A 14,437-nucleotide genomic window follows, 5' to 3' on the forward strand; every position below is an offset into this window, starting at 1 on the left:
ATCAGGCCGCCTGCTTGCCACGTGCCAACGCCCCGGCGAGTGACTGGATGTCCTTGGCGGCTTCACATTGCGGCGCCCGCAGCGAGACACAGGTCTGGGCCCGGATGGCGGCCGGTACGGTCGGGTCCCGGCGGATGATGCCGGCCAGGGTCGGCGTGAAGCTCAGGAAGGCCTCGCAGGTCTTGCGGAAGGCCCCGAAGGCTTCATTGGCGGCACCCAGGCTTGGCGCATTATTGATCACGACCAGCGGCGAAGCGCCGTCATCATGGAGGCGCAGCGTTTTCACGAAGGCATAGGCGTCGGTCAGCGAGGTCGGCTCGTCATTGAGGACGATCACCACGTCGTCTGCGGTCAGCGCCAGCCGGATGGTCGCGCGGTCGGCGCCGGCGGCGAGGTCCAGAATGGCCCGGTCATAGGACAGGGCGAGCGCGGCGACGCCGGTCGCCAGCTTGGTCAGGCCCGGCCCGGAGAGATTGGCCAGCGCACCGGATCCGGAGCGGCCGGAGATGACATCAAAGCCGCCCTTCTGCGGCGCGCCGCCCATGGCCGGGCAGATCGCATCGGCGATCCCGACCCGCCCATTGATCACGCTGGAGATGTCCGAATTGGGCTGCAGGCCCAGCTGGACGTCGATATTCGCCATGCCGAGATCGCCGTCGACGAGCAGGCAGCGTTCTCCCATTTGCGAGAAGGCCCGGGCCATCCCGATCGACAGCATCGTCTTGCCGACGCCGCCCTTGCCGGAGGCGATGGCCAGGATTCGACCGGCGGAGCGGTCCTGCGGTGCGGACGCGATCTTCATCAGTCTTCCTCCTCGAAGGGGGTGTTGCGATCCTCGACCAGGACGCGGGCCAGGCGCAGCGGCGTGGCGGGTGCCAGGCCACCCCCGATGAAGGGCGTGGAGGAAATCTGGGCGAAGGCCAGCCCGGTTTCGCCGACGCCGAGAATGGCGCCGAGGCGGCGGGCACAGTCGAGCTTGACCGGGATGCAGCGGCTGGCGCCGATCGAGGCAAACAGCGAGGCCGCGTCCTCGGCGTCTTCCGGGGTCAGACCGGCGTCGAAAACATAGAGAATTTCCGCATTGGCGCTGTCGGCGAAGGCCAGCGTCATGTCCAGATCATCGAGTTCGAACGGATTGACGGCCGGGCTGTCGATCAGGATGGGGCCGTCGATCTCGTCGACCGCATCGATCATCTCGCGCGGGTCATCGACGGCAAGGAAGCCGGCGCCCATGCGGCGGGCCAGTTCCTGCAGGCGATCATTGGCACCCGCGCGCTCGCCATCACAGGAAATCAGGGTCGGGACCGCGCCGGCGGTAATCGCCCGCGCGGCGGTCTTGGCCAGGGCCGAGGTCTTGCCGACGCCGGGCGTACCGGCAAACAGCACCGCGTGCTCCGGCACGGCGGGCAGCGGCTGAAAGGTGTAGCGGCTCTCGATGGCGTGGGCGAGACGGGCCACGGCCTGACCATCAGACAGGTCATGGGCCGAGCGGATCAGGGCCTGGGCGGCCGAACCGGGCGCGCGGTGGAAGCCGAGCGCGCGGATTACCCGGTCGAGCTCATTGTCCTCACGCAGGCCGCGCTCGATATCGGCTTCACCGGCGAGCCGGATCGAGCGGTCGCGCACCTGTTCGGCCGGTTCGGCGACGCGCGCCATCTCACTGGCCGCACGGACCTGGACGCCGCCGTCGGGACCATCGCCGGTGGCGATGATCACGGCGTCGGGACCCATTTCACGGCGGACATCGGCCATGGCCTGGGTCAGGGACGGTGCGGCAAAGGTTTTCAGGTGCATGGGCTCGGATCATTCCACAGGTCAAAATCGGGCGTTCAGCCGACATGGCCCATCGTCTGGAGACGCGCGCTCGGATGGATTTCATTCTGCGACATCACCACGGTCTGCGGGCGAAAACGCTCAACCAACGAACGCACATACGGACGAATCAGTGGGCTCGTCAGCAGTACAGGTACATGACCCTGTGCTGATGCGGTTTCAAAAGAGTTTCGAATGGCAGCCACGAAATCGTGCAGCTTCGACGGGGCCAGGGCGAGCTGGCGGCGATCGCCATCCCCGACCAGGGCTTCCATGAAGGCCTGCTCCCATTGCGGACCCATGGCGAGCACCGGCAGGACACCGTCATGCGCCTTGTTGGCGTGGCAGATCTGGCGCGCCAGGCGGGTCCGGACATGCTCGACGATGGCGTCGAGATTCTGGGTCGTGGCACTGGCTTCGGCGATGCCTTCCAGGATGGTCGGCAGATCGCGGATAGAGATGCGTTCCTTGATCAGCGACTGCAGCACGCGCTGGATGCCGGCTCGACTGATCTGGTTCGGCGTGATGTCGTCGACCAGGCCCTTGTGTTCCTTCGACAGCTTGGAGATCAGCTTCTCGACCTCGGCATAGGAAAGGAGGTCGGCCATGTTCTCGCGCAGCAGCTCGGTGAGGTGGGTGACCAGAACCGCGGCCGGCTCGACGATGGTATAGCCGCGGAAGGAGGCTTCCTCGCGCAGGCCTTCCTCGATCCAGGTCGCCGGCAGGCCGAAGGTCGGCTCCTTGACGTGGCTGCCGGGCATGTCGATCGGCATGCCGGCGGGATCCATGACCAGCAGCTTGTGCAATTCCAGCAGGCCGCGACCGGCTTCCAGTTCCTTGATGCGGATCGTGTACTCGTTATTGCCTAGCACCATGTTGTCGATGATGCGCACGGCCGGGGTGATGAAGCCCATCTCCTCGGCCAGCGAGCGCCGCAGGGCGCGGATCTGGTCGGTCAGCTTGCGGCCGTCGACATCATTGATCAGCGGCAGCAGGCCATAGCCTAGCTCGATCTTGAGCTCGTCGATGGCGAGGCTGTCCTCGATCGGGGCCTCGGCGTCAGACTTGGCGACATTGTCTTCCGCGACTTTTTCCGCCGCCGCGTCGATCTCGGCCTGGGCGGTTCGTTCCGCGATGTCGCGATTCATCCAGGCGAGGGCGCCGGCACCGGCCGACATCATGGCGAAGGGGATGAGCGGCATGCCGGGCAGCAGGCCGACCATCAGGGCAACACCGGAGACCAGGCCCAGACCCTGCGGGTTGGCGGTCAGCTGACCGAACAGCGCCTTGTCGGCCTGACCGTTGACGCCGGCCTTGGAGACCAGCAGGCCGGCACCGACCGAGATGATCAGGGCCGGGATCTGCGAGACCAGGCCGTCACCAATGGTCAGCGAGGAATAGGCCGACGCGGCTTCGGAGAAGGGCATGCCGGACTGCACGACACCGATGATGATGCCGCCGATCAGGTTGATCGCGGTGATCATCAGGCCCGCCATGGCATCACCCCGGACGAATTTCGAGGCACCATCCATGGCGCCGAAGAAATTGCTCTCGCCTTCCAGTTCGGTGCGGCGCTTGCGGGCTTCGTCCTCGGTGATCAGGCCGGCCGAGAGGTCGGCGTCGATCGCCATCTGCTTGCCGGGCATGGCGTCGAGGGTGAAGCGGGCCGCGACTTCCGCGATCCGCCCGGAACCCTTGGTGATGACGACAAAGTTCACGATCACCAGGATGGCAAAGACAATGATGCCGATGACGACATTGCCCTGCATGACAAAGGAGCCGAAGGCCTCGATGACCTCACCGGCCGCATCGGTACCTTCATGGCCCTTGGACAGGATCAGACGGGTCGAGGCGATATTGAGGCCGAGCCGGAGCAGGGTGGTGATCAGCAGCAGGGCAGGAAAGGCCGAGAATTCCAGCGGCTTCTTGATGAAGAGCGCGGTCATCAGGACCAGCACGGACATCGAGATCGAGATCGCCAGTGACATGTCCAGCAGGAAGCTGGGCATGGGCAGCATCAGCATCACCAGGATGGCGAGAATGCCGACAGCCAGCGCCACATCACCGCGCAGCGTGCGGTTGAGGAAGGCGCGGAGATCAAATCCGCCGGTTGCAGGTGCGGCGGTTGGGGAAGCGGCGGTATCGACCACGGTCTAGTCCAATCAGGCTACGGAGACACCCTGGGCGGGCTGGTTGGGCGCGGGAATGTCGAGGCCCTGGTCCGAGTAAATCTTCAGCTTGTTGCGCAGGGTCCGGATGGAAATGCCGAGAATGTTGGCGGCATGGGTCCGGTTGCCGAGGCAATGGTCGAGCGTGTTGATGATCAGGTCCTGTTCCACCTCGGCCACGGTGCGCCCGATCATGTCGGCCTGGACCGACTGGGCCGCATCGGCGGCCTGGCGGACGACATGGCTGCCCGAGCCGGTGAAGGCCGAGCCGTCCGGCATGCGGATGGCGTCCGGCGTGATCTCGCGGCCTGACGCCAGCAGCACTGCGCGGTGCATGGCGTTCTCCAGTTCCCGAACATTGCCCGTCCATTCGCGCGCCAGCAGCGAGGTCTGGGCGGCATGCGAGATCGGGCGGACATCGACCGCATTGGCGGCCGAGTACTTCTTCACGAAGTGCTCGGACAGGGCGATGATGTCGGCCGGGCGCTCGCGCAGCGGCGGCAGGGCCAGGTTCACCACATTGAGGCGGAACAACAGGTCTTCGCGGAAGGAGCCGTCGGCCACAGCCTTGCGCAGGTCGCGGTTCGAGGTTGCGAGAATGCGGATATTGACCTTGACCGGCTTGGTCCCGCCAACCCGGTCGATCTCGCGTTCCTGGATGGCGCGCAGCAGCTTGGCCTGAAGGCGGACATCCATTTCCGAGATTTCGTCCAGCAGCAGCGTGCCGCCATCGGCCTCTTCGAACTTGCCCACGCGGCGGGCGATGGCGCCGGTGAAGGCGCCCTTCTCGTGACCGAAGAGCTCGCTCTCCAGCAGGTTTTCCGGGATCGCGGCGCAGTTGACGGAGATGAAGGGGGCCTGGGCGCGCTTGGACTTGGTGTGGACATAGCGGGCCATGACTTCCTTGCCGGAGCCACTTTCACCGGTGATCAGGACGGAGGCGTCGGAGCCGGCGATGCGATCGGCGAGGTGGATGACGGCCTGCATGGACGGGTCGCGGGCAATCATCGGGCGTTCGTCGTCGGCAATCGCCTGCAGCACGGCGGCGATCAGGTCGGCGTCCGGCGGCATCGGAATGAATTCCTTGGCGCCGGCCCGGATGGCCGCAGCGGCCGCTTCCGGGCGGACATTGACGCCGCAGGCGACGACCGGAACCGTGATCCGCTCGGCCTCGTTGGCCTCGATCAGGGCGTGGACGTCGAGATGCAGGTCGACCATCAGCAGGTCGGCGCCGCGCCCGGCCCGCAAATGAGCGGTGGCTTGCTCGATCGTGTCCACGTGCGAGACTTTCGCGCCGCGGTCGAGGGCGATCTTGGTGGCGGTGTGAAGTTGCCCGCCCAGGCTGCCGACTATCAGAATTCGCATGATGTACTCCGTCCTCTCCGCCAGGCCTTAGCCCGCGTCCCCGTCCTTGATGATTTCCGTCATGGTCACGCCCAGCCGGTCGTCGACCACCACGACTTCGCCGCGCGCGACGAGCCGGTTGTTCACGAAGATGTCGATTGCTTCGCCAATCTTGCGGTCGAGTTCGACCACCGACCCGGAGGTCAGCTTCAGAAGCGAATTCACATCGATATGGGCCTTGCCAAGGACCGCCGAGATATTGACGGGGACGTCGAAGACCGGCGCCAGGTCTGCGGCGCTCTTTTCTTCCTCGTCCATCATCTGATCGTTGCGCTTGGGCGCTTCGACGGGCACCTGGGTGCCGTCATCGGCCAGATCGGGAAGGTCGAGATTGTCGTCAGCCATGTCTGGCCTCCTTAAGCGGCGCTCACACCGGCAGCGTGGCTGCCGGGTGCGTCGGATTGGGTTTCCTCGTCGCTTGGCGGCGAGGCCAGCCAGCGTGCGACGACGTCATTCAGTCGGTCTTCGATTTCCGCGGCGCTGCGCTGGACGGCGCCGGCGCCCCATTCGAGGCGGACATCGGCATCGGTCAGGGCCTCATCGCCGCGGACCCGGATGGCGCCGTCAAAGCCGGCGTCGCGGGCCGTTTTCTCGAGGCGCTCGGCCAGGCTCTCGACCAGTTGCGGATTGCAGCGCACTGACAGGCGCGGCTCGGAGCGCAGGTCCTGGACGGCTTCCAGGGCGACTTTCTCGATCGTGTCGATCGGGTAGGCGGCAAGGGCTTCGCCGGCGATCTTGCGGGCCGCGGCCATGGCGAGGCCGGCGGCTTCCTGGCGCAGACCGTCGGACTCGTGGGCAAGGCGCGACAGGATGAGCTGCATCTGGGAGGCGATCGCCTGCAGCGACTGGGCGCAGCGGCCTTCCTCCATCTCGCGGCCTTCCTCGACACCCCACATGCGCGCGGCATCGACATCGTCCTGGGTGAAGAAGCGCTTATAGCTCTCGCCTTCACGGAGGATCTGGCCGTCATGGTCGAACTCTGTATCGAAATCAAATTTGACCGGATTCATTGTTCAACCCTCCCTAGTAGATGAGTTCGTCATCGGCGCCGCCATCGGCCAGCATGATCTCGCCCTTCGCGGCGAGGTCCTTGGCCATGGCAACAATCGACTGCTGCGCCTGGTCGACATCCTTGAGACGGACCGGGCCCAGCGAGGCCATGTCTTCGCGCATGATCTTGGCGGCGCGTTCGGACATGTTGGAGAAGAAGAGGTCGCGCAGGCTGTCCGACGCGCCCTTCATGGCCAGGCCCATCTGGTCCTTGTCGATGGAACGCATCAGGGTCTGGATGCCACCCGGATCAAGCTTCGAGAGGTCCTCGAACACGAACATCAGCGAACGGATCTTCTCGGCGCTCTCACGATTGCGCTCTTCCAGAGCCGCGAGGAAGCGGTTCTCGGTCTGGCGATCGAAATTGTTGAAGATCGAGGCCATCATCTCGTGGCTGTCATGCTTGGAGGTACGCGCGAGATTCGACATGAATTCGGTGCGCAGCGTCTCCTCGATGCGGTCGAGAATCTCGCGCTGGACCGGCTCCATGCGCAGCATGCGGGTAACGACTTCCAGCGCGAAATCTTCCGGCAGCGCCCCGAGTACGCGGCTGGCATGTTCCGGCTTCACCTTGGACAGCACCACGGCGACGGTCTGCGGGTATTCATTCTTCAGGTAGTTGGCGAGAACGACCTCGTTCACATTGCCCAGCTTGTCCCACATGGTGCGCCCGGCCGGACCGCGCAGCTCTTCCATGATCGACTCGACCTTCTCTCCGGGGAGGAAGGAGTTCAGCAGGCGCTGGGTGGCCTCGAAGGAGCCCATCAGCGAGCCGGTCGAGGACATCTGGCCGACAAAGTCGACGATCAGCTTCTCGACGGCACCGGACGTGACCGTGCCCAGGTTGGACATCGCCTGGGAGACTTCGCGGATTTCCTCCTCGTCGAGATGCTGCCACATCCGTTCGCCCTCATCGCCGAGGGCGAGCAGCATCACGGCCGCCTTTTCGGGGCCGGTCAGGCGGGATGGATCCTCGATGGCGCGTTTCTCACCCATGTTCGACCTCAGGTCTCGTGCAGCCAGGTCCGGAGAATCGAGATCGATTCTTCCGGATGGGATTCAACGATATTGGCGACCTTCTTGAGCGAGGAGGCTTTCACCTGACCATCGATCTTCTCGATGTCGATGGAGTCCTCGCGCGCGCCACCGGCCGCGGGCAGGGCGGTCGGGCGGGTCGCGGCGTTTGGCAGCGCGGTCGGAGCGGGAGCGCCCATGACGGCGCCGTCAGCGCCAGCACCGGCGAGGGCCAGACCCTGCGGCATCGCCATCCCGCTTGCGCCTTTGACCAGCGGACGGGCGACCAGGAAAATGATCAGCAGGGCGGTGATGAACATCACCCCGATCTCGGCCGCGCGCATCAGGTCATTCTTGGAGAAGGACATGCCGCTCGTGGCCGCCGTTCCGAGCAGCGGATCGGCGCGGGCGAACTCGATCTGGCTCACGGTCAGCAGGTCCTGGCGGACACCCGGCTCGTTGACATAGCCCATGGCCGAGCGGACCAGCGCCTCGATGCGGTCGATTTCCGACTGCGGACGCTCGCGCCAGGTGATGGTGCCATCCTCGGCGGTCTCCAGAACGCCATCAACGGCGACGGCGACGGACAGGCGGTTGATTGCACCGGCCTCGATCACTTCGGTCCGCGTTGTCGAGGAGATCTCGTAATTGACGCGCTCGCTGGTGCTTTCACGGCTCGAGCGGCTGCTCGGGCCATCGGCAGCGGCATTGTCGCCGGCGTCGGGCAGGTTCTCCGAGGCCGAAACCCGGTTCTGGTTGGCGCCGTCCTGGTCATTGGAGAGGTCTTCGCCGCGCTCGCGCGAGCGGACAACCTGGCCATTGGGATCAAAGGTTTCCGAGCTTTGCGTAATGCTCTGGCGGTCGAGATCGGCGGTGACCTGAACGCGTGCAGCACCGGTGCCGACAACGCCCTCGACAATGTCGAGAATATTCTGGCGCATCTGCGCTTCGATCTCGCTGCGACGTTCGTCCATCATCAGCGAGCTGGCGGACTGACCGTCGGATCCGCTGGCCAGCTGGCGACCACGATCATCGGCGATCGACACGGCGCTCGGCTGGATACCGGAGCTTGAGGCGACGATATTGCGAATCACGCGGACCTGTTCGGAATTCAGGCGGCCATTGGTGGAGATGGTGACAGCCGCTGTCGGGGCTTGCTGGTCGCGGGCAAACAGGCGGCGTTCCGGCAGGTTCAGGTGAACGCGGGCCGAATTGACATAGTTGAGTGACTGAATGGTCCGGGCCAGCTCGCCTTCAGTGGCGCGCTTGGCGTTGATGTTCTGGACAAAGCTGGTCTGGCCGAAGCTGTCCTGGCGGTCGAAAATCTCATAGCCGACCGACGCGCCGCTCAGCGGGCCATTGGCGGCCACGCGCACGCGGGCCTCGTCGACCTGGTCGCGGTCGACATAGATGGCGGTGCCGCCCTCGGCGATTTCATAGGGAATGTTCGCCTGGTCGAGCAGCTGCGACGTGGCAGCCGCTTCGGCCGGGTCGAGGCCCGAATAGAGCAGGGACTGGCTGGCCCCGCCCATGGCACCGGAAAAATACACGAGCGCGGCGGCCACACCGGCAGCGAGACCGAAGATCGCGGTCAGCCGTCCGGCACCAAAGGCCCTGAACTGTTCAAAAAGCGCGTTCACCTGGAAAATCCCTGCCAATTGCGTGCGCCTCATCAGCGAAGCACTGGGCAGAATTTTCCTACCTGTCGGGTAAACGAGACTTTAATACGCTTGCATACGTGATGACCGGCCCCCGATTAACCAATCAGGGCACGCAATCTTTCTGCAGCAAACGTGGAAATTTCCTTGCCAGCGCAAGTGAACAGCGACCAAAGGGGCGAGGTCGCGGCTCATTTTGCACCAGCGAGGGGAATTAACGGTACTGCTGGACTCGCGTCGTGCGAAGTCCGGCGAGGCCGTGCTTGTCGATCGAGCGTTGCCAGCCGAGGAATTCCTCGACAGTCAGCGAATAGCGCTGGCAGGCTTCCTCGAGAGAGAGCAACCCACCCCTCACCGCCGCGACGACTTCAGCCTTGCGCCGAACCACCCAGCGTTGGGTACTCGGGTTGGGCAGGTCACCTAGCGTGAGCGGGCTACCATCGGGTCCAATAACGTAATTTTCTTTTTTAAGGCGCGGCTGCATGTCCGGTCCCCGTTTCTTGTTTGTCGGATCAACCTACAGGCAGCCCTTTAACATCCGCCTAAACGCCTGAGTAAATTTAGCTTTAATGGTGTCACTAAAATCCGGCTCGAAATGTAGCGAAACCGCTCATTGAGCGGTCATAAAAAATGGGCCCCGCCGATTGGCAGGGCCCACAGGAAAGAAGCGGTTGGGTGATGGTTAGCGCTTCATTCGGATGGCCTCGTCGAGCATCTCATCGGCGGTGGTGATGATCTTCGACGAGGCGGAGTAAGCCCGCTGCGTGGTGATGAGGCTGGTGAACTCATTCGCGAGATCAACGTTCGAGCTTTCCAGCGTCGAGGCGGCAATCGATCCGGAGGAGCCCAGGCCCGGCGGGTTGAGCGTGTAGGCGCCCGATTCCGGCGTCACCGTGAAGGTACCGCCCGACTGCGCTTCCAGGCCGTCCGGATTGACGAAGGTCGCAACCGGGATCTGGTAGATCTTGCGAACGATGCCGTTGGTGAACTTGGCAAAGACGAAACCGTCATCATCCACGTCGACGCTGGAGAAGTTACCGAAGGCCGATCCGTTGACATTGGTCGAGAGCAGGGCGGACGGGCTGTCATACTGGGTGAAGCCACCCGGCGCATTGGGATCACCGAAGTCGAGTTCGATCGCCTGGGCATCAACCCCGGTCGCCGTGGCCCACTGGAATTCATTGGCACCCAGCGCGGCGGTATTGGTCGATGACAGGAAGCTGAGCGAGGTCGGCAGGGTCGTGTTGGTGCTGTCGAGACGGCCCTGGGCGTCGAAGGCGATCGTGCCGGTGAGCAGCTGGCCATTGATCAGGCCGGCACCGGTCGAGACATCGGTGGCCGGAACCATGTGGACTTCGGCATGCCACTGGTTCGGGGTCGAGCTCTTCATCATCGAGATCGTCAGCGTCCGGACGCCGCCGACACTGTCATAGAAGGGGATGGAGCGCTGGAAGTCGGGCGTAACCGCGCCGGATGCCATGTTGGTAGCGGCAACCGACGGGTCATAGGTGGCCTCGTCAGCGGACACGGCCTGGCTTTGCTGCAGGTTGGCGTTGATGCCCATGATCGTCGTGGCTTCCGCCGCACCGCCGATGGAGGACAGGTTGATGGTCTCCAGCGCGTTGAGGTCGGACGGGTTCTGGGGCACGGAACCATCAGCGGCAACCGGCCAGCCGGAGAGGTATTTCCCGGCATCATTGCGCAGATAGCCGTTGGTGTCCGGCGTGAAGCGGCCAGCCCGGGTGAAGGAGACCGGGTCGGAGGAGTTCGAGGTCGGATCGTCGCGGACGACAAAGAAGCCCTTGCCGGAAATGGCCAGCTCGGTCGGCGAGTTGCCGGCCGTCAGCAGGCCGCTTTCGCCGATCGCCAGGCGGGCGACGGAGTTCACACCGGCCGCCGAGTAGCCCTTGGTCGAGCTGTCGCTGTCATAAAGCGGCGTGAAAACCGCCGAGGCGCGCTTGTAGCCCACCGTGTTGACGTTCGCGATATTGTCCGAGATCGAAGCGAGGGCGTTCGAGTTCGAGATCAGGCCGGATGCGCCGGCCAAAAGCGCTGAGTTGATGCTCATGATGTATGCTCCTGGCGTTCTGGTTTCTTTTGCGGAGCTTTCTGCTGGTCAGATGGAACGGATCGTCATTCTGGCGGTCCGGATCAGGCTGGCGGCCTGGCAGTGTCAGACGGTGTCGGCTTCCTTGATCGACATCACCGAGGACAGCGGCACGCGAATGCCGCCCATTTCCACGATGACTTCGGAACCGGACAGGTCCACGCCGGTGACGCGGGCGGCGGCCTGGATGTTCACAGCCAGGTTTTCGCCGTCAGAGTCTTGGGCAATGACTTCAAGTGAGTAGACGCCCTCATCGAGGGCAGCGCCGCCATCACCCAGGCCGTCCCAGGCGAAGTCGTGCGAGCCGGTGCTGGTCTCGCCATCGCGGCGGGCGACAATACGATCATTATCGTCGCGAATGATGATGGAGGAGGAGGTCGCGTCGCTGGGCAGGGTGTATTCCCAGTTGGCGGAACCGTTCTGCAGCGTGGCCTGCGGCGTTTCAGCCGTCGCCAGACGACCGATATAGCTGACCGATGAACTCTGCGCGGCGGCCGACTGGAGCAGCAGCAGGCTTTCCAGGTTCTGGTTCTGGGCGATCTGCTGCTCGACGCTCGAGAAGTCGACCAGCTGGTTCACGAACTGGGTCGAGTCCAGCGGGTTGAGCGGATCCTGGTTCTTCATCTGCTCGGTGAGCAGGGTCAGAAACATCTCGAAATTGTCGGCCAGGCCGGTCTGCGAATTCGCGAGAGCCGGGCTTGTCGAGCCGATGCCGGATACTGCGTCTACCATACTCTACTCCTAGACCTGCAGATCGACGCCGGAGCGTCCGGACAACAGGAAGCCGTAGGCCGAGCGCGGCCGGGATGCGAGTTCATCCTCGGCGCGCTGGGTCATTTCGGTGGTCTGGGTGAAAATCGGCAGGGCCTCGCCCTGGCTGCGACGGTCATCTTCAGCCGGGTTCTGCCCGTCACTCATCTGAAAGCTCAGTCCGTTTTCCCCGAGCTCAAGCCCGGCCTCGGCCAGGGAGCGTTCCAGGTCGCGGGCAGACCGCTGCAATTCGTTCAGGGTCTCGGCGCGTTCGACTGTCAGGACCGCGTGAACCCGGTTGTCGGCACGCAGCTCGATACGGACGTCAACCTTGCCCAGCTCTGCCGGATCAAGGCGGATATCGAACACCCGGTTGCCATTGGAGACGTGTTTCGTGATCTGCCCCGCCAGTTGGGCGGTCGTGTGGGGTGTGAAGCGTTGCGGTGTGGCGCCACTTCGGTCGGCGGCAAGGCGCCCGTCAACGCGCGCCAGGCTAAGGTCATTCTCGGCCTGGGCGGCGAGGTCCGCATCGGCGGCCTCCTGGCTGGCGGCCTGATGCTGGGCTTGCAGATCACCCATGGCGCCCGGAAGCGCGGTGATCGGGGCACCGGCCTGCGCTGCTGTCGGAGCGGCAGCCTTGCCGGCGGCCAGCGCGGCGGCCGGATCACTGGTCGCTGCGGTGGCGGCAGACGGTGCGGCGCTGGTCGTTGCGGTGCCGGCTGTCGGTGTCGCGCTCGCCGACGGGGCGGCGGAACCGGCCGCATTTGTGGCAGGCCGCGCGGCCAGACTGCTGGCGGTCTGAATGGCGGAGTGCGGCGAGGGCTGCTGGCGCAGGGCCGAGGCGTCCGCCCCGTCACCCAAGACCCGACCGGCGTCCGTTGCCGGGGTTGCCGCAGACGGCTGGTTGGCGGGCGTCGGGTTCGTTGCCGATGGGTTGGTCGCGGCCGTTGTCTTGCCGGTCGGGGCTGTTGACTTGCCCGGGCCGGCGTCTGCGGCAGTGTCGGCCTTGCCTTGCTGCGCGAGCGGTTTCGCCACCGCAGCGGGCTGGGGTGGCGCGTTTACAGTGACGTTGGTCGCCATATCGGTCGCGCTGCCGGCACTCGCAGGCAGCGTGGCCTGTCCGTTGGCTGCGACGGTTGATGCGCCCGTCATCACGGGTACAGGCGGGCCTTGCAGGGGTTCCGAGACCGGCTTCGGGGCGACTACGGCCTTCTCGCCCGCAATGACCTCGGAGACCGGTTTCGGCGCGGACACGGACTTGTCGGCCGGAATGACTTCGGAGACCGGCTTTGCGGTCTCGGTGGCTTTCACGCCGGGCAGGCTTGTATCCGCTGGGGCGGGCGTGGCTGCCGGGCTGGACGGTGCAAGCTGTGTCTGAGCGCCCTCCACAGCTGTGGCCTGTGCCGGGCGGCCATCACTGGTCGCAAGGGCCAGAGTGCTGACATCACCGGGGTTGGCCGGGTCGATGGCATCCTGCACCTGGACATTCCGCTTGGTTCCAGCAGGCGCAATCGCCGCGACCGGGGTGACCGGCGGCACGTCTTCTAGGGCAAACCCGGCACCGTCCGTTTCGCTGGCGGCGGTCGTGACCGGCGATCCGGTGGCACCGGATATCGGCAAGGGGGAGGCGGAGGACAGTGCCGCTTCGCGGACCGGTGCCGTCGGCATGGTCGTCGCCAGAACCGCTGGCGGTGTTGTTGCCGTGGCCGGGGGCGTCGATGGGACGGGGGCTGTTGCAGTTGCCGTTGCTGTCGTGGTCGCCGATGCGAGCGGCGAGGCGGGCATGGCGGCCGGTGTCGTGTTCGGCCGTACGGCCGTCGCGCCGGACTGGGCCTGGTTGGCGTTTACCATGAGCGCGAAGGGCGAGGTGACAGTCTGGGCGTTGCCCGCCGCGGCCGTGCCGGCTCCCGGTGCCGTGCCGGGCTGCGCGCTCGCGCCGCCGGTTGCGCCCGGGGTGGTCAGCAGGTTCGCGGTGGTCAGGTCCAGCGTCATAATTGCTCATCGGCGACATCAAGGCGCACGTCACGCCTCGTCTTGTGACCGGGTTCGCAAGCCATGTGCCAAGCGGCTGGACAAACAAGTCACTGATTTCACGAGTTAATTTTACAGTAACACCTGCGGGTCGGCAGGAAAGACCGGCCAGGACTGCCGCCCGGTGGGCGCTATTTGCCGGGTCGGAAGCGCACGGCCTGCAAGCCGGCCGAGAGACCTTTTGACCGCGCGTGAGCGCGTGCGCGAGAGCCCGCTCGCCTGCGTGTGAGGCGGCAAGCAGCTGCCACCCGTGACGGTCGCCAGCCCCTCCGGAGACCCTGACGGAGCCGTTGGCGCAGGTTGGCCCGGGCCTTGCGATGGTTAACGCGTGTCCCGGCAGGTGCCGTCGGGGCATGAGTTTGGAAAGCGCATGAAAAAGCAAATGAAGGCAATTGGTTACGGCGCGAAATGCCCTGCGGAGGCGCCCTTCGGTGGACGCGGGC

Annotated in this window: 12 protein-coding genes; all 12 read right to left on the bottom strand. The window is 65.0% G+C overall.

Annotated elements, in window-relative coordinates; genetic code table 11:
- Position 1: 1 nt before the first annotated feature.
- Positions 2–802, bottom strand: a complete 801-nt coding sequence (locus AAA969_RS03325; protein WP_338243611.1) for an AAA family ATPase — start codon at positions 800–802, stop codon at positions 2–4.
- Positions 802–1,794: a flagellar biosynthesis-like protein (FlhF) gene (locus tag AAA969_RS03330; RefSeq protein ID WP_338243613.1), complete on the bottom strand. Its 993-nt coding sequence runs from the start codon at positions 1,792–1,794 to the stop codon at positions 802–804. Before AAA969_RS03330 ends, AAA969_RS03325 begins: the two co-directional genes overlap by 1 nt.
- 35 nt (positions 1,795–1,829) lie before the next feature.
- Positions 1,830–3,962: a flagellar biosynthesis protein FlhA gene (gene flhA / locus AAA969_RS03335; protein ID WP_338243615.1), complete on the bottom strand. Its 2,133-nt coding sequence runs from the start codon at positions 3,960–3,962 to the stop codon at positions 1,830–1,832.
- Positions 3,963–3,974: 12 nt separating this feature from the next.
- Complete coding sequence (locus AAA969_RS03340; protein ID WP_338243617.1) at positions 3,975–5,345, bottom strand: sigma-54 interaction domain-containing protein; 1,371 nt, start codon at positions 5,343–5,345, stop codon at positions 3,975–3,977.
- A gap of 27 nt (positions 5,346–5,372) precedes the next feature.
- The gene (fliN, locus tag AAA969_RS03345) at positions 5,373–5,645 is read right to left on the bottom strand and encodes a flagellar motor switch protein FliN (protein ID WP_425325027.1); all 273 of its coding nucleotides are present in this window, start codon (positions 5,643–5,645) and stop codon (positions 5,373–5,375) included.
- Between the two features lie 95 nt (positions 5,646–5,740).
- Positions 5,741–6,394, bottom strand: coding sequence for a FliH/SctL family protein (locus tag AAA969_RS03350; protein WP_338243620.1), 654 nt, complete (start codon positions 6,392–6,394; stop codon positions 5,741–5,743).
- Between the two features lie 13 nt (positions 6,395–6,407).
- Positions 6,408–7,430, bottom strand: a complete 1,023-nt coding sequence (gene fliG / locus AAA969_RS03355; RefSeq protein ID WP_338243622.1) for a flagellar motor switch protein FliG — start codon at positions 7,428–7,430, stop codon at positions 6,408–6,410.
- Between the two features lie 8 nt (positions 7,431–7,438).
- On the bottom strand, positions 7,439–9,088 hold the full coding sequence (fliF, locus tag AAA969_RS03360) for a flagellar basal-body MS-ring/collar protein FliF (RefSeq protein WP_338243625.1): 1,650 nt from the start codon (positions 9,086–9,088) through the stop codon (positions 7,439–7,441).
- A gap of 232 nt (positions 9,089–9,320) precedes the next feature.
- Complete coding sequence (locus tag AAA969_RS03365) at positions 9,321–9,590, bottom strand: DUF1153 domain-containing protein (RefSeq protein WP_338243627.1); 270 nt, start codon at positions 9,588–9,590, stop codon at positions 9,321–9,323.
- 198 nt (positions 9,591–9,788) lie between these two features.
- Positions 9,789–11,174: a flagellar hook protein FlgE gene (locus AAA969_RS03370; protein ID WP_338243629.1), complete on the bottom strand. Its 1,386-nt coding sequence runs from the start codon at positions 11,172–11,174 to the stop codon at positions 9,789–9,791.
- 105 nt (positions 11,175–11,279) lie between these two features.
- Positions 11,280–11,945 (bottom strand): flagellar hook assembly protein FlgD, encoded by a 666-nt coding sequence (locus AAA969_RS03375; protein ID WP_338243631.1) that lies wholly within the window; start codon positions 11,943–11,945, stop codon positions 11,280–11,282.
- Positions 11,946–11,954: 9 nt separating this feature from the next.
- Positions 11,955–13,955: a flagellar hook-length control protein FliK gene (locus AAA969_RS03380; RefSeq protein ID WP_338243633.1), complete on the bottom strand. Its 2,001-nt coding sequence runs from the start codon at positions 13,953–13,955 to the stop codon at positions 11,955–11,957.
- Between the last annotated feature and the right edge of the window lie 482 nt (positions 13,956–14,437).

Origin of the sequence: Maricaulis maris, from assembly GCF_036322705.1 — a bacterium.
GTDB lineage: Bacteria > Pseudomonadota > Alphaproteobacteria > Caulobacterales > Maricaulaceae > Maricaulis > Maricaulis maris_B.